This window comes from Flavobacterium erciyesense, assembly GCF_018069925.1.
GTDB classification, from domain to species: domain Bacteria; phylum Bacteroidota; class Bacteroidia; order Flavobacteriales; family Flavobacteriaceae; genus Flavobacterium; species Flavobacterium erciyesense.
The window spans coordinates 73231-90814 of record NZ_JAGPXB010000006.1 but is presented as its reverse complement, the minus strand read 5'-3'; the positions used below and the strand labels follow the sequence as shown (position 1 = coordinate 90814).

Below are 17584 nucleotides of genomic sequence, written 5' to 3'. Positions count from 1 at the left end.
ACATTTTTAAAGGTCAACAAATATAAGTAAATTCAGTTTCAAAAATGAAATCCTACAAAAATGGAGCGTTACTAGCGCTCCATACAAATTTTTATATTATAATCTTCGAACCCAAATATTTCTAAACTGATTTTTTGAATCATGATCTTGCAACGAAATTACATCCTCTCCGTGTGCAGATGCATAATTGTGTAATCCAATGTACAAAGTTAAACCATTTATTGTAGCATTGTTTTGCACCAAAACACCATTCAAAAAAACGGTAATTCGAGCTGGAGCATCAATTTTGCCATCGGACTTAAATCTTGGTGCGGTATAAACTACATCATAAGAGTTCCATTCTAAGGGCGTTTTTACGGCATTAACCAAAGGTGGATGATCTTTGTAGATACTACCTGCTTGACCGTTGGCGTATGTTCTATTGTTGTATGAATCTAAAATCTGGAGTTCATAACGGTTTTGAAAAAAAACACCGCTGTTTCCTCTCGCCTGTCCGCCATCAAGAACTTCGTCTGGAGCACTCCACTCTAGGTGCAATTGACAATCCCCAAACGACATTTTAGTTTGTATACCGCCAGAACTAGGAACCACCTCCATGTAATCATTATTGATAATTTTCCAAGGTGCAGCTTTACTTTTTTCTTTTTGACTTACCCATTGATCTAAATTTTTTCCATCAAATAGGATAATCGCATCAGAAGGAGCGTTTCCTAAAACTTTCGCAGGTGTTACTACTTGAACTTGTGGCTCCCAAATTTCAGTCATTTCAGGTTTCATGGGCATAGGCGAAACATCAGGGGGAGTGTTCACAAATTTATGTTGCGCAGATGAAAGCGTAGCCACAAGTAAAATTGCGGTTACTAAAAAAGGTGAATGGTATTTTGTTTTCATAATTGTGTGGTATAGTTAAAAAGTAGTTAATTGTCTTATTCCAATTTTTCAATATTAAGCATTTTTTTCCAATGTAATTGATTCTTCGTTCCTATTTAGGTCTTTAAACAAATATTGAAATCATTTTATATACCTTATTCACTTGAAAACAAATTAACACAGATTTTATGCTCGAGCTGGAATCAGATCTGATAAGTAAACCTCATATCGATTCATGTTTTTTTAATTATTGGAAATTTTAATTAGCCTCTATTAATGGAAGTTATATGCTATTGTATAGAGTATTTCTTTCATTACTTATTGGTTTGGTTGGAGCATAATTATTGATCTTTCAATATGATTTAAGCGATACTATTTACCTGCATTAAACAAAACTACCTACTATTAAAACGAGCTATCTACCTATCGATTGGTAAATCATCAAAAAGTTTTACATGTAAAATACAATACTTTAAATGGTAGAACTTAGTCCAAAAAAAAATGCTCCACTAAAGTAGAGCATTTATAGAGTATAAAATTAATTTCTTATTCTGAAACTGTATTTAGTTTACTATTTTTTTGACTAAAGCCAAAGTAAATAACTAATCCTAAAAGCAACCAAACTCCAAAATAAATCCAATTCCAAACGCTTAATTCCGCCATCATGTACAAGCAGCAAATTAAACCCAAAAGCGGAATTAAAGACAAATTAGCGCGATAAGCCCAAGCTGTTAAACCGATTAAACTCAAAAGGAAAATCCACATTGGAATTTTATGTTTGAACAAACTAAAACCAGACTCGTATTTTAAAGCATCCGCTACAGGCAAACCTTTTACAACTTCAGCATACTTTGCTTCATCTTCTTGGTACTGATTTAAAATTTGCTCTAAATCCGGAGTATCTGTTGTAGCATTTTTAGCATCCAAACCAACTAAATAATCATATACTTTTATAGTTTCTTCTTTGGTTAAGCTAGTAATAATAGCTGCAGAAGAATTTGTCTGAGTTTCATTAGTAATAAAATCCATCGTCGCTTTTTTGTTGTACACAAAAGCATAAACAACACCAATCAAAAGCAAAATTGGCATAATAAACTTAGAATTTACGTACGGCGTTTTGAATTTCCCTCGTGGGATATCTGGTTTGTTTTGAAGTACTAGAACTCCAGCACAAACTAAAACAAAGGCAAATAAGGTACCAATACTGCATAAATCAGTAACTAAAGTCAGATTCAAAAACAGCGCTGGAACTGCAACAACAAATCCAGTTACAATAGTTGCGTACGATGGTGTTTTGTATTTTGGATGCACTTTTGAGAAACGTTTCGGCAACAAACCATCACGACTCATACTCATCCAAATACGAGGTTGGCCCATTTGAAAAACCAACAACACACTTGCCATAGCAACCACTGCACTCACAGCAATAATTCCCGACATCCATTTCAAGTCTAATTTTTCAAAAACAAAGGCTAATGGATCACCTACATTTAGTAAATCGTAAGAAACCATTCCGGTCAAAACTAACGCAATGGCGATGTATAAAAGCGTACAAATAATGATTGCCCACATCATACCACGAGGCAAATCACGTTGTGGATCTTTACATTCTTCGGCAGTTGTAGAAATGGCATCAAAGCCAATATAGGCAAAAAACACAGCTGACACCCCTTTTAAAACTCCAGAAACACCATTTGGTGCAAACGGGTCCCAATTGGCCGTATCTACATAAAAAATACCTACAGCAATTACCAAAAGTACAATACATAATTTGACAACTACCATGATATTACTAGCATTGCGGGATTCCTTCATACCACGATAAATCAAAGCTGTGATCAAAACAATGATTAACAAGGCAGGTAAATCAGCTACAAAATGAAACGAGCCAATAACCGGTGCAGTTTGCCATGCATTATGTGCATTTTGCAAAGCCGGACTCAAATTAGCAAATTCTTTTCCACTTTGCATCAGCGCCATAGCTTCATCATATCCGCGAGAAGCTGATAAATAATCCATTTGAACCCATTGTGGTAAGTGAATTCCGCCACTTTGAAGCAAGCCGGTAAAGTAATCACTCCACGAAATAGCTACTGTTATATTCCCCACAGAATACTCCATAATCAATGCCCAACCAATAATCCAGGCAATGATTTCACCAAAAGCTACATACGAATAGGTGTATGCACTTCCTGAAACCGGCACCATTGATGCAAATTCAGCGTAAGCAAATGCAGCAAAACTACAAGCAACCGCAGTAAAAAGAAACAAAAATATTACGGCAGGTCCGCCATCGGCACTAGCTTTACCAATTGTACTAAAAATACCAGCTCCTACGATTGCTGCAATTCCAAATGCGGTCAAATCTCGGGCTGTCAAGTGCTTGCCTAAGGCTGCGTGGCCATCGGCATTATTTTTTTCAACTTGCTTTAAGATATCTTGAACGGTTTTTTTTCTAAATAAGCCCTTTAATGCCATCTTGTATTTTTATCAATTAAATTTATAATCTGTAATTTTTGCAAATTTCTGTTGTTGATTCTGCAAAATAACTTCAAAAATCAAAAGTATAAAACTAATTGTATTATCATAGTTTGTTACTCTTTTTTTTTCAAAAACTAAACGTTTCGGTGCGACACGAGGTTTAGGATGAAAGATTAGATATTTTTCAGTTGAGCACAAATTTCCCAAGTACAAAATCATTTTGCCATCAAGACAAATGCCCAAATACATTATAGTAGCTGTTAGCAACCTTATTGATTGTTTGTGCGTAAATATTCGATATTTTGAGTAAAAAATTTTGCCATTTCTTTGTTTAAGTATTTTTCATATTCGGTTGATTCCTTTCTTTGAAGACTTATCCAGACCATTGCATAAGCGATTATTTGTTCAGGTAAATATCCTTGACAACTCATTTGCCAACCTGAATTAGAAATGTTTTGGAATTTGGTATGTTGAAATCTTGAGTTACCTAGAAAAATTCCAAAACCATATGCTATAGCTGTCAATTCAGTTAAATATTCATCATTTTCTTCAATTCTGTTTTCACCAAGCAAAATAAAGCGCGACAATTCAATAGCAATTGTAGCAATTAAGGAAAGAGAGTTTTTCAGTTGTTCTTTCTCAATGTAAATTATTTTCTCATTTTCAAATTCTTCATATGCTCCAGTTGCACTTTGCCATTGTCCATTAATATCTTCTGGGCTAGATAGAATTGTCCCATCATTCATTTCTATTGGTTGATTAGAAAAGTATTCAATTCGAATGTTAGAATCTTCTATTTGCATTAAATCTTTTGTTCTTTCTAGAACGAATACGGCATCTTCTTCATCACCTTTGAAAGTCCAATTATAAAAGTTTTTAGTTGGAGTAATTGTTATTAAATTATCGAAGTGTTCATTGCCCAAAATTTCACGAAGGAAAATAAAACTTTCCTCAATCCATTTTTTGTCATCTTCTGTAACTGACGGTTTTTTCTTTTTATTCCAAAACATATTGAATTCCTAGGTTTTTTTTAAAATTATGTCGCTGACCTTTACTTTGTTGTCTTTGAGTTAAATTATTCCATCATTTCATAACGCAATTCTTCGTTTAAAGCAAACAATCTCTTAAAATAGAAACAGGATGCAAGGCTTGACGCGACGTACCGTCAAAAATTTGATGCCTGCAACTTGTTCCTGCTGCGGCAATAGCTGTGTTAGTTGCAGTGTTCCTCACTTTTGGAAAAAGGGTATCCTCGCCCATTTGCATACTAATTTCATAATGTTCTTTTTCGTATCCAAACGATCCCGCCATACCACAGCAACCCGAATTATAGATGGTTACCGTTGTATTACTTGGTAAATTTAGCATTGCAAAAGTAGCTTCAATCGTACTCAAAGACTTTTGATGGCAGTGTCCATGAATTTTAATTTGTTTTTCTTTATCAGAAAAGTTTTTAGCTGAAATATTTCCTTTTGTTATTTCGAGTTTAAAAAACTCTTCGATAGTATGCGTATGTGCAGCCACTTCTTTGGCTTTTTCTACATCATCTGCTAAGCGCAAATATTCATCTCTAAAAGTTAAAATCGCTGAGGGTTCTAAACCAACTAATGGTAAGTCCTCAGAAATAAATCCCGAAAAAACAGCAACATTGGTATTAGCAATCGATTTGGCTTGTTCTAAAAAACCTTTTGAAATAAAAGCCCTTCCGCTTTCTTCATGATCAACGATAAGCACTTCGTAACCCAAAGCCGATAATAATTCGTAAGCGTCGATGCCAACTTGTACGTCATAATAATTCGTAAATTCATCCACAAACAAAACTAATTTTCCGTTTGGAAATTCAGTTTGCTTTCTTTTTTGCTTAGCTAACCATGATCTAAAAGTTTTTCTAGCTAAGTGCGGCACAGTGCGTTCTTTGGCAACGCCCATTTTATTTTTTACCAAAGGCAAATTAACAATCCAGTTGGTAATTTTTGGGGTTATGCTTCCCAACGCATTTAGTCTGGCATTGTAAGCAAATATTTTGTTACGTAGCGAGAAACCATTCGCTTTTTGGTATTGATACAAAAATTCAGATTTTAACGCCGCTACGTCAACATTACTCGGACACTCGCTGGAGCAAGCTTTGCAGCTCACGCACAATTCGAAAACTTCGTATAACTCTTTATGGTCAAATTTATTTTCTTTTTCAGAATGAGTCAGGTATTCTCGGAGTGCATTGGCACGTGCTCTAGTAGTATCTTTTTCGTTTCGAGTAGCGCGGTAACTCGGACATAAAGTACCACCTGCTGACGGTAATTTGCGACAATCTCCAGAACCATTACATTTTTCGGCAACGCGCAAAATTCCCATACTATCTGAAAAATCTTGAATGGTCGTAATGTTGGGCTCTTCCCTACCCGCTTCAACACGTAGGTTCTCGTCCATTTTTAACGCATCAACAATTTTACCCGAATTCATAATTCCGTTTGGATCAAATGCTTTTTTGATTCGTTTGAGTAATTCGTAATTTTTAGCACCAATCATAAATGGCAAAAATTCCCCGCGTACAATGCCATCACCGTGCTCACCACTTAAGGAACCACGGTATTTTTTAACCAAAATAGCGACCTCGGTAGCAATATTTCGAAATTGGTGCACACCTTCTTTTGTCTTTAAATTTAAAACAGGTCGAAGGTGAATTTCGCCAGCACCGGCATGCGCATAATAGATAGCACTTTGACCGTGACGTTCCATCATTGCTGAAAAGTCAGCTATATAGTTAGGTAAATCACTTAATTCTACTGCAGTATCTTCAATACTATCGGCTGCTTTATCATCGCCAACAATACTACCCAAAAGACCCAAACCTGCTTTTCTAAGTTCATTTATTTTGTTGATATCATCACCGTAAATTTTTGGTAAAGCATAACCGAAATTCTGTTGTTGTAAATCAAAAATTAAATCATCAGCTTGTTTTTCGGCATCTTCCATACTGATTTCAGAAGCTACTTCAAGCATTAAAACGGCTTTAGGATCACCTTGAATAAAAAATCGATTTTTAGCTTGCTCTCTGTTGGTTTTGGTGCAATTTAAAATGGTATCGTCCATTAACTCGCAAGTGTACAGATGGTGTTTCATCGCTGTTACCACCGCTTCGAGACTTTCTTGAACCGAATCAAAATGCGCTACAACCATCACGTTATTGGCAGGCGGTAATGCATCTACCTTCAAGGTCACTTCAGTAGTAAACGCCAATGTTCCCTCGCTTCCGCAAAGTAATTGACCAACATTGATATGGGAATTTGTTCCTCCAAAAAGTTCCGATTGCAACAAAATATCGACTGCATAGCCCGTATTACGTCTGTGAATTTCAGGTTTTGGGAATTCTCTTTTAATTTCGAGTTGCTGCTCTGTGTTAGAAAGTTCCTCAAATAAAGTTCGGTAAATTTGACTCTCTAAAGTAGAACCTTTTATTTTTTGCTGGAACTCAGCAGTTGTAATGTTTTCAAAAACAGCAGTTGAACCATCACTTAAAACGGCTTTTATCTTGACAATTTTATCGCGAGTCACACCATATCGAATAGACGTAGTTCCTGAAGAGTTATTTCCTACCATGCCGCCAATCATGCATCGATTAGACGTAGATGTATTGGGACCAAAAAATAATCGGTGTGGTTTGAGATACAAATTCAATTCGTCACGAATAACTCCTGGTTGCACCGTCACTGTTTGCGCTCCGGCATCAAAAGCGTTAATCGCTGTAAAATGTTTAGACACATCTACAATTATTCCGTTTCCTACGGTTTGCCCTGCTAATGAAGTTCCTGCGGTGCGCGGAGTAATCGAAATTTGATGCTTTGCAGCAAAAGTTATGATTCGAGCAATATCTTGTTCCGTTTTTGGAAAAGCTACAGCCAAAGGAAAAATTCGGTAAGCCGAAGCATCAGTTGCGTACAATATTTTGTGCAAATCATCATAAACTAAAGTTCCATCCAGATCCTTCGCTAATTGTTCTAATTGTGAAATAATTGACATGTTTTGGGTAAAAAGAGAATTGAGTCACAAATATAGAAATATCAATAGCCAATTGCGGTCCGTTCTCGCAAAATTTTATTAGGCTATCAAGTTCTCAAAAGAGCTGCTTGCTGTTTTGGCAAAGAAATTGCAAACTGAAATAAAGCCAAATTTTAGGGTCAATTGTGCTAGCTATTATCACTAAAAAAACTATTTTTGAACACTTTAAAAATTACAATCGAATGAAAAATTTCAAGCGCTGCACTTTATTGATGTCTATCTTTTTACTGACTTTTCATCAAATGAGCGCACAAACAGCTAATCTACATCCTAAAAACGAATTCAGAGCCGTATGGATTGCAACAGTTGTAAATATAGATTGGCCAAAAGCCGGCACTGATAACGTCGCCAAGCAAAAAGCAGATTATATTGAAATTTTAGAAACTTACAAAAAACTGAATTATAATGCTGTAATTGTTCAAATACGTAGTGTTGGCGATGCTTTTTACCCAACTAAATTGGCACCTTGGTCTCGTTTTTTAACGGGTAAAGAAGGGAAAGCACCACAACCTTACTATGATGTAATGGCTTGGATGATTAATGAGGCACACAATCGAGGTTTTGAATTTCACGCATGGCTCAATCCGTACCGCGCTACAATGGATTATAACACTAGTATTTTAAGTCCTGAACACGATTATTTTAAACATCCGGAATGGATGATTCGCTATGGCGGAAAAATTTATTACAACCCTGCTTTACCCGAAGTACAAGCGCATTTATTAAACGTGGTAAACGAAGTAGTGACGAATTACGATATTGATGCCATTCATTTTGACGATTATTTTTATCCATACAAAGTGCCCAACGAAAAATTTAATGACTCAGTTGCTTACAAAAAGTATGGTACTGGTTTGAGTTTAGAAGATTGGAGAAGACAAAACGTAAATACTTTTGTTAAAGATGTCGCTTTTTCGATTAAAAAGATAAAACCTTGGGTTCAATTCGGAATCAGTCCTTTTGGTGTTTGGCGCAATAAATCAGTTGACCCAAAAGGTTCCGATACTGAGGCGGGGCAAACCAATTACGACGATCTTTATGCCGATCCATTAGCTTGGATGGATAATAAATGGATCGATTATATTTTGCCACAATTGTATTGGAGTATTGATCATCCAAAAGCATCGTATTCAAAATTGTTGAAATGGTGGTCTGATAACTCGAATAATACTGCGATTTACATCGGAAACAGCACCTATAAAGTAAACGAAGATTCAGATAAAAGATGGAACAATCCCAAAGAAATTCCAAACCAAATTGACTTGACTAGAACTTTCAAAAACGTTCAAGGAAATGCTTATTTCAGTGCCAAAGGATTTGTGAATAAGAATCAAACCGTGGCTAAATTGCTTCTTGAAAATCAATACAAATATCCTGCGTTGCCAAACGTTGTGCCACAAGCAGTGAAAAAAAATCAGAGCAAACCAATTGCTACTAAAATTCAAAATGACCCGATAGCTTCGCGTTTTACAGTTGCCCAACCTGCGGGCGATACTATGCGTTATGTAGTGGTTTACAGCTCTCGATTTCAAGCAAAATTAGATGTCAATAATCCAAGTCAAATTATTGCTAAAGAGAATTTCAATGAGCAATCAAAGTTGGCTGAAATTGCTATTCCGAGTTACAAACTAGACAAAAACAAAACCTGCGCAATTACCTTTATCGATTTGTATGGCAACGAAAGTGAGCCAACCATTGTATCATTTGCAGCAGCATCAAACTAAAAACTAACTATGAAAGCAGACACAAAAGCTTGGTATTGGATTCCTTTATTAAATTTCGCATCGGGCTTTCCGTATGCAATTATTCTTTCTGTTTCTGGGACTATGTATAAAAGTCTTGGAGTTAGCAATGAAGATATCGGAGTTTACACTAGTTTAATGTATCTTCCATGGGTTATCAAACCATTATGGAGTCCGTTTATCGATTTGCATGGCACCAAACGAAAATGGTTTTTAACTATGCAGCTTGCTATTTCAATTTCATTCTTAATTGTTGGATTAATTATACCCGCAAGTAACTTTTTTATTCTGAGTTTAGCCATTTTTTGGGTAGCTGCCTTTGCCTCTGCCTCCAATGATGTTGCAAGTGATGGTTTTTATTTATTAGCATTAAGCAAAGACCAACAATCCCTGTTTTTAGGTATTAGAAGTACTTTCTATAAAATAGCAATTCTTACTGGAAATGGCTTAGTTGTAATTTTAGCTGGTTATCTAGAAATTGTTTATACAGACAAACATAAAGCCTGGTCATACACAATGATTTTTGTAGCCGTTTTTATGATAGCCATAACCATTTACAATTTCTTTTTTTCTCCAAAAATCGAAAATAATAAAAAGGTGGAAACTACTAGTAAACCAAATTTTAGCAAAGTTTTCTCAACTTTTTTCCAAAAAAAACAAATAGTTCTTATAATATCTTTTATTTTGTTGTTCCGTTTAGGAGAATCACAATTACTGAAAATGCTTAATCCATTTTTAGTTGAACCTATTAAATATGAATTAGATGAGTCAACTAAAATTTCAGAGCAAAAAGCAGCACTAAAAACATACTATAATATTATAAATCACAATAGGAAAGCAAATAAAAGTGAAATGCAATTTATTTATACTAATTTGCCAATTTTCGCGATAATGCAAAATGAAAAAACATCTTTAGATCTAAAGAATATATCAAAATCTGACCAAACAATATACAAAGATTTAGTATCGAAAAGAACTAAATTTATAGATGAATTAATTGTTCACAATGGCAATTCCGCTTTAATCCCAAAAAAAGGAATGGGTATCTCGAATATGGATTATGGTATAATTTATGGAATTTTTGGAGTTATAGCTCTTGTTCTTGGAGGATTAATTGGAGGATTTGTAATTTCAAGAGATGGTCTAGGTAAATGGATGCTACCTATGATTTTAGCAATGCATTTACCAATAATCGGATTTATACTAATTTCATATATTCATCCGGAAGTGATGTTCAATTTAAATCTACCTTACCTAGAATATTCTCTGAACCCACTAAATTTAAACCTGACAACTTCTATTTTTTATTACAATCCATATGTAGTTTTGGCAGTAATTATTGAGCAATTTGGCTACGGTTTTGGTTTTGCTGCCTTCATGATGTATTTGATTTATGTTGCCGAAGGCGAATCGAAAACCTCCCACTACTCTATTGCTACTGGTTTTATGGCTCTTGGTATGATGTTACCAGGCATGGTAAGCGGTTACATACAGGAGTATTTAGGGTACGGAAACTTCTTTATTTGGGTTTTTGTGGCTACCATTCCGGGTTTAATTTTGTCGCGATTCTTGATTTTTCCGAGTGATTTTGGCAAAAAAAGTACTCCTGAGAATCTACGTCAATCGAAATAATGTAATTTAAAATAAAACAGCAAGCCTAACGCAAGTTCGAACAATATTCGTTACAAGAACCAGCGCATTTAGCTTGTACAACAATACTATTCCACTTTTACAATGACTTTAAAACAAAAAATTGGACAGTTTTTCTTTCCAGCGGCATTCATTAACGACAGCGAAAGTGAAATTCAAGCCTTGGAACAATTAATTAGGGAGCATCACATTGGTGGACTTACTTTTTTTCATAGTAGAGCCAGTGCTGCCACTAATTACGAGTCTAAAAAACAAGTCATTTTAAATGATGAAAGTTGCCAACGTTTGAAAGAACTCATAATTCGCTATCAAAAGTGTGCCTCTACTCCATTGCTTATTAGTATTGATGCCGAATGGGGATTAGCAATGCGTGTTGAAAAAACACCACAATATCCCTATGCTATTACTCTTGGAGCTTTGCCCTTGAGCGAAATAGATTTGGTTTATCAAGTAGGAAAACAAATTGGCACTGATTTAAAAGCAGTTGGTATTCATTACAATTTAGCGCCACTAGCTGATATCAATAATAATCCGGATAATCCAGTTATTGGCTACCGTTCCTTTGGTGAAGACAAAGAAAAAGTCGCTCAATTCGCGCTAGCTTATTTGCAAGGTTTAAATGACGCAGGCATTTTAGGTTGTTTGAAACATTTTCCGGGACACGGCAATACCAACGTCGATTCTCACCTTGGCTTACCCGTTTTAACAGAAAGTCTCGAGGAATTAATGAATAATGAATTGCATCCTTTTGCTGCTGGAATTGCCGCCGATGTTGATTCTATTATGATTGGACATTTAGCGGTGCCGGCGTTGAATGATGGCGAAAATACTTCGGCAACTCTATCTCAAAAAGTTATTGAAGGATTGTTACGCACTCAAATGGGATTTGAAGGATTAGTTATTTCAGATGCTTTGAATATGCACAGCGTTTCAAAATTGTACACTGAGAAAGGACAATTAGAATGGGAAGCTTTTCAGGCGGGAAATGATGTTTTATGTTTTGCAGAAAACATTGCTGAGGGAATTCAATTTATTAAAGCCAACGCAACTATAGAAAGAATTGACGCTAGTTACAATCGCATATTGAAGTACAAGAAAAAAGCAGGTTTATTAGATACCAAAAACGAATTTAAGCTTTCAAGCACAACAAATTTTGATTGGGAAACCACTTCACAACTAAACACAAAAATTGCTCAAAATAGCATCACAAGCTTAATAAATAAAACTAAAAAGGCAGAATTATTAAATGCTATTAAGAAGAAATCATTTGCCAAAATAAGCTTATACGGACCAATTAACAATTTATTTTTTACGAGTTTAGAAAGTGAATTATCAAGTCCGACATTTACCTACACACAAGACGATACATCATTTGCAATACACTTTGAACAGCAATTACAAAACTTTGATACAGTTTTAATTTCCTTGTTTGTTCCCAAGGCAAAACCACTAAATAATTTTGAATTAGAAGACGAAGTGTTGCATATGCTGAAAAAGCTTTTAGAGACTAAAAAATGTACGGTCTACGTGTTTGGAAATCCTTACTCCTTACAAGTCATTCCAAGTCTCTCGCAAGCAAAAGGCTTGGTAATGGTTTATCAAGATTTTAAAGAGTTTCAAGAAGCTGCGGCGCAACATTTTTTGACAGATACTTTAGGAAAAGGCACACTACCTGTTCACGTACCTTTGAGTTAACAACAAGGACTTAAGTTGTTTGAGATACCGCATAAGAAAAGTTTATTAAAGTATAATAAGATGTAATGAAACATCTGTTTTAATTTAAACAAGGAACAACTACTTTTGCAAAATCAAAAAATTAACTTTAAAGTCAATAAAAATGTCATTAGTAGGTAAAAAATTTCCAAGTATTGCAGTAGATGCTATCTCTGAAATGGGTGATAATTTAAAAATCAACGTATTCGAAGAAGCAGTAAACAACAACAAAAAAGTACTTTTATTTTGGTACCCAAAAGATTTTACTTTTGTATGCCCAACTGAATTACACGCATTTCAAGCTGCTTTACCAGAATTTGAAAAAAGAAATACAATGATCATTGGAGCATCTTGTGATACAAACGAAGTACACTTTGCTTGGTTGAACACTCCAAAAAACAATGGTGGAATTGAAGGTGTAACTTACCCAATTCTTGCTGATACAAACCGTAACTTATCTAACATTTTAGGAATTCTTGACATCGACTCAACTGAGTACAGTGAAGAAACAGATTCTGTGATCATCGAAGGATCTAACGTAACTTTTAGAGCTACTTACTTAATTGATGAAACGGGTAAAATTTTCCACGAAAGTGTAAACGATATGCCATTAGGTCGTAACGTAAACGAATACTTGCGTATGGTTGATGCTTACACACACATTCAAGAAAAAGGTGAAGTTTGTCCTGCAAACTGGGAAGCTGGTAAAGAAGCAATGAGCGCTGACCGCGTAAGTACTGCTGAATACTTAAGTTTAAACTAATAAAATAAAGACACAAAGGTTCAGCGGGTCTGAGCGGCAACTTTTTTGTCGCACAAATCATGAAGTTCTAAAAACTTTACCTCTTTGAACCTTTGTTCCTTTCAACCCTAAAAAAACATCCCATGTTAATTGAATTAACTTCTGATAGTTTACAAGATTTAATCACTAAAGAAGAAAAAGTTGTTGTACAATTTTCAGCTTCTTGGTGTGGCAATTGCCGAATCATGAAACCAAAATTCAAAAAATTGGCTACTGAAAACGAGTCTATGACATTTGCTTTGGTAGACGCTGAAAATTTCCCAGAATCTCGCAAATTAGCTAACGTAAGCAACTTGCCTACTTTCGCTACTTTTGTAAATGGAAAATTGGTAAACGAAACACAAACCAACAAACAAGAAGTATTGGTTGAGTTGGTAAACGAAATTGTTTAATTTTTTAGTGCAATGTTTAAAATTGTAAGCTGAAGCGAAAATTTTAAATTGATTAAAAACTTATACGTTAAAATATAAAAAGAAAATGAAATTACCCGTAATCAAACATTTAACACAATTTATCGAGGAAAATGATGAGGACTACATCATTGAAACCATTGATGTGCTAGAAGCTATGACTGAAATTCCTTCCTTAAAAGATGAAGAATTAGATGTTATTGGCGAGTTAATCTCAAACATGTACGGTGCGATCGAAGTCAACAAATTGGTTAAATCTGGGGTTGACAAAAAAGAAGCTTTGAATCAGTTTATGAAACGAGTTCTAGGATCAATCGATAAATAAAAATCTTTACATTACAAAAAAACGCATTCTAATTCAGGATGCGTTTTTTTTGCTAAGACCAAAACGTTCTGCGTAAAATTAAAATTAAATTATCGCTAAAAACAAAAGTTATAAGCCGATACTAAGTTCAAAATCTTAAATAATTTTCATACTTTTGAACCTCACAAAAAAACAAAAATTATGGCATCTATTACATTAGGAGGAAATCCAATAAACACTTCAGGTGAACTACCAGCAGTTGGTTCAAAATTATCTGATTTTAAATTAGTTGCAACTGATTTATCTGTAGCCGATTTAACTTCGTTTGCAGGTAAAAAATTAGTTTTGAATATTTTCCCAAGTATTGATACAGGAACTTGTGCCGCTTCTGTTAGAAAGTTTAACGAAAGTGCTGCAAATCTTGATAACACAGTAGTTCTTTGTGTTTCTCGCGATTTGCCTTTTGCTCAAAAACGTTTTTGTGGAGCTGAAGGACTTGAAAATGTAGTAAATTTATCTGATTTTGCTTCAGGTGAATTTGGTAAGAATAATGGTTTAGAAATCACTGACGGACCTTTAGCAGGTTTACACTCTCGCGTAATCATTGTTACTGATGCTAATGGCGTCATTACACACACTGAGCAAGTAGCTGAAATTGCTGACGAACCAAATTACGAAGCTGCTTTAGCAGTATTGTAATCACAAACAATATGGAATTTCAAAAAGACAATAAATTTTTATCTGGACGTTTAAAAAGTGTACAGTTTGCATTTAAAGGCGCAGTAACACTGATAAAAACAGAGCACAGCATCATGGTACAATGCGCTCTCGGAGTGGCGGTTACAGCAGCTGGATTTTATTTTGGAATTTCAAAAACCGAATGGCTTTTTCAAACATTGGCGTTAGGCTTAGTGTTATGCACAGAAGGACTTAATACCGCAGTTGAAAAAATAGCCGATTTCATTCACCCTAATTTTCACGAAAAAATAGGATTCATAAAAGACATTGCAGCGGGAGCGGTATTTTTTGCCGCTCTAACTGCAATTGTTATTGGTCTTGTTATTTACATCCCTTTTATTTTTTAGGCAATTTTACAATCTCGAATGGCAAAAACAACCAAAACGACTCCCCCAAATAAAAAAAACGCAGACAAAGTAGATTCACCGAAAAGCATAGTAATCTCTAAACAACAAAAAATTGTTTTGGGAGCATTGTTAGTGCTTTTTTCGGTTGCATTGCTAGTTACTTTTATTTCATTTTTCCTTCATGGGCAACAAGATCAAAGTGCTGTTCAAGCATTAACAGATCGTTCAGAAACCGTAGAAAACTGGTTGGGTAAATTTGGAGCATTTCTGGCAGATTTACTGGTTTTTCAGGGATTTGGGATTGCAGCATTTTTGTTTGTTAGACTCTTTTTCTTAACGGGACTTTACATGCTGCTTGGGATACCCGGCCGTAAACTAAAAAATATTTGGTTTTGGGATCTCTTCATGATGGTAATTCTATGCATCTTGTTAGGATTTTTTGCCACTTCGGTGCCTGAATTAGGTGGAACAATTGGTTACGAACTCAACCTGTTTTTACAAGATTATTTAGGGAAAACTGGAACTTTATTGACTTTAATTTTTGGTTTAATAATCTATGTGATATTTAAAGTTAAAATTTCACCTGAAAAAATTCAATCTCTTTTTACCGCTTCCGCAAAAGAAGAAGCAACTCCTTCAATTGGAGTAAAAGACAAAGAAAACAGTGCCGCTTATAACCTAGAAGAATATGCAACTCCCGAGGAGGAAGAAATTGATACCATACATTTAAAAACTAATGGTACTCAATTTGAAATCAACAAAGAAGCGCTTAAGCCAACTATAAGTGCATCATCTGACTTAGCAGTAAAACCTACTACTAAGCCAATAGCTATGGAGGTTACTCCTGCTCCTAGTATTAAAGTCGAACCAGAAATAGTAGAATCATTTGTTATTGAAACGGCACCTGAGGAAGATATCATCGAAGAAAATCTAGCATCAAGATTGGTAGCTGATTTTGGTTTATTTGATCCTACTTTGGATTTATCTAATTACAAATTCCCAACTATTGATATTTTAAAAGAATATTCAAGTGGTGGAATTACCATTAATCAAGAAGAATTAGAAGAAAATAAAAATCGAATTGTAGATACGCTTCGAAATTACAAAATCGAAATTGCACAAATAAAAGCTACCGTTGGTCCATCGGTTACTTTGTATGAAATTGTGCCTGAAGCAGGAATTCGCATCTCTAAAATTAAGAGTTTAGAGGATGATATTGCCCTTTCACTTTCAGCATTAGGAATTCGTATCATTGCCCCAATTCCTGGAAAAGGAACAATTGGTATTGAGGTTCCAAATAAAAACCCAACGATGGTCTCCATGAAAAGCGTTATTGGTAGTGCTAAATTTCAAGAGGCCGAAATGGAGCTGCCAATTGCACTAGGAAAAACCATTTCGAACGAAACATTTGTAGTTGACTTAGCAAAAATGCCGCACTTATTAATGGCGGGTGCTACTGGTCAAGGTAAATCGGTAGGATTGAATGCGGTTTTAACTTCACTTTTGTACAAAAAGCATCCCGCAGAGGTGAAATTTGTCTTAGTAGATCCTAAAAAAGTAGAACTAACACTTTTTAATAAAATAGAAAGACATTATTTAGCTAAGTTACCTGATATGGATGATGCCATTATCACCGACAATGCGAAAGTAGTGAATACTTTGAACTCACTTTGCGTGGAGATGGACAATCGTTACTCTTTATTGAAAGATGCAATGGTTCGAAATATCAAGGAGTACAACGAAAAATTCAAATCAAGAAAATTAAATCCTGAAAATGGCCACCGATTTTTACCCTACATTGTATTGGTAGTTGATGAGTTTGCCGATTTAATTATGACCGCAGGAAAAGAGGTCGAAGTACCTATAGCGAGATTGGCACAATTGGCCAGAGCTATCGGGATTCACTTGATAATTGCTACGCAACGACCATCGGTGAATGTGATCACCGGTTTAATCAAGGCCAATTTCCCGGCCCGAATTGCTTTTAGAGTAACATCTAAAATTGACTCTAGAACTATTTTAGACACACAAGGTGCTGATCAATTAATTGGTCGAGGTGATTTACTTTATACGAACGGTAACGATGTGGTACGTGTACAATGTGCTTTCATAGACACGCCAGAAGTCGAGAAAATTACAGAATTCATTGGTGCACAAAAAGCATATGCAACAGCTTATTTGTTACCAGAATTTGTTGGAGAGGAAAATGGCATTAATCTTGATGTAGATATTTCTGAAAGAGACAGCTTATTCAGAGAAGCTGCCGAAATTATTGTCAATGCACAACAAGGTTCGGCATCACTATTGCAAAGAAAACTTAAACTAGGCTACAACCGAGCAGGTCGATTGATTGATCAATTAGAAGCTGCGGGAATTGTAGGTCCTTTTGAAGGCAGTAAAGCGCGTAGTGTAAACATCATGGATATGCATGCTCTTGATCAATTTTTCAACAATGAACAAAACAATTAAAA

13 protein-coding genes are annotated in these 17584 nt (G+C 35.2%); 9 read left to right on the top strand and 4 right to left on the bottom strand.

Annotation, left to right across the window (positions count from 1 at the left end; genetic code table 11):
- Positions 1 to 96 precede the first annotated feature (96 nt).
- From KBJ98_RS08395 to KBJ98_RS08380, 4 genes are all read right to left on the bottom strand, one after another.
- Complete coding sequence (locus tag KBJ98_RS08395) at positions 97 to 891, bottom strand: 3-keto-disaccharide hydrolase (RefSeq protein ID WP_210789447.1); 795 nt, start codon at positions 889 to 891, stop codon at positions 97 to 99.
- Positions 892 to 1416: 525 nt separating this feature from the next.
- Positions 1417 to 3348: an amino acid permease gene (locus KBJ98_RS08390; protein ID WP_210789445.1), complete on the bottom strand. Its 1932-nt coding sequence runs from the start codon at positions 3346 to 3348 to the stop codon at positions 1417 to 1419.
- A gap of 272 nt (positions 3349 to 3620) precedes the next feature.
- On the bottom strand, positions 3621 to 4361 hold the full coding sequence (locus tag KBJ98_RS08385) for a hypothetical protein (protein WP_210789443.1): 741 nt from the start codon (positions 4359 to 4361) through the stop codon (positions 3621 to 3623).
- A 97-nt stretch (positions 4362 to 4458) separates the two neighbouring features.
- Positions 4459 to 7368 carry an FAD-binding and (Fe-S)-binding domain-containing protein gene (locus KBJ98_RS08380; protein ID WP_210789441.1) on the bottom strand — a complete coding sequence of 970 codons (2910 nt, stop codon included), beginning with the start codon at positions 7366 to 7368 and terminating at the stop codon, positions 4459 to 4461.
- A gap of 221 nt (positions 7369 to 7589) precedes the next feature.
- Between KBJ98_RS08380 and KBJ98_RS08375 the strand changes: the two genes are divergently transcribed.
- The 9 genes from KBJ98_RS08375 to KBJ98_RS08335 all read left to right on the top strand — a co-directional run bounded on the left by KBJ98_RS08375 (position 7590) and on the right by KBJ98_RS08335 (position 17582).
- On the top strand, positions 7590 to 9131 hold the full coding sequence (locus KBJ98_RS08375) for a glycoside hydrolase family 10 protein (protein ID WP_210789439.1): 1542 nt from the start codon (positions 7590 to 7592) through the stop codon (positions 9129 to 9131).
- 9 nt (positions 9132 to 9140) lie between these two features.
- Positions 9141 to 10781 (top strand): MFS transporter, encoded by a 1641-nt coding sequence (locus KBJ98_RS08370; RefSeq protein ID WP_210789437.1) that lies wholly within the window; start codon positions 9141 to 9143, stop codon positions 10779 to 10781.
- Positions 10782 to 10883: 102 nt separating this feature from the next.
- Entirely contained in the window at positions 10884 to 12494 is a 1611-nt protein-coding gene (locus KBJ98_RS08365) for a glycoside hydrolase family 3 protein (protein ID WP_210789435.1), read from the top strand.
- Positions 12495 to 12636: 142 nt separating this feature from the next.
- Positions 12637 to 13275: a peroxiredoxin gene (locus KBJ98_RS08360; RefSeq protein WP_166134276.1), complete on the top strand. Its 639-nt coding sequence runs from the start codon at positions 12637 to 12639 to the stop codon at positions 13273 to 13275.
- A gap of 122 nt (positions 13276 to 13397) precedes the next feature.
- The gene (locus KBJ98_RS08355) at positions 13398 to 13706 is read left to right on the top strand and encodes a thioredoxin family protein (RefSeq protein ID WP_210789434.1); all 309 of its coding nucleotides are present in this window, start codon (positions 13398 to 13400) and stop codon (positions 13704 to 13706) included.
- A gap of 85 nt (positions 13707 to 13791) precedes the next feature.
- Complete coding sequence (locus tag KBJ98_RS08350) at positions 13792 to 14049, top strand: DUF6952 family protein (protein ID WP_166134272.1); 258 nt, start codon at positions 13792 to 13794, stop codon at positions 14047 to 14049.
- Positions 14050 to 14229: 180 nt separating this feature from the next.
- Complete coding sequence (gene tpx / locus KBJ98_RS08345; RefSeq protein WP_210789432.1) at positions 14230 to 14727, top strand: thiol peroxidase; 498 nt, start codon at positions 14230 to 14232, stop codon at positions 14725 to 14727.
- 11 nt (positions 14728 to 14738) lie between these two features.
- Positions 14739 to 15113 (top strand): diacylglycerol kinase family protein, encoded by a 375-nt coding sequence (locus KBJ98_RS08340; RefSeq protein ID WP_210789430.1) that lies wholly within the window; start codon positions 14739 to 14741, stop codon positions 15111 to 15113.
- An 18-nt stretch (positions 15114 to 15131) separates the two neighbouring features.
- On the top strand, positions 15132 to 17582 hold the full coding sequence (locus tag KBJ98_RS08335; protein ID WP_210789429.1) for a DNA translocase FtsK: 2451 nt from the start codon (positions 15132 to 15134) through the stop codon (positions 17580 to 17582).
- Positions 17583 to 17584: the final 2 nt, after the last annotated feature.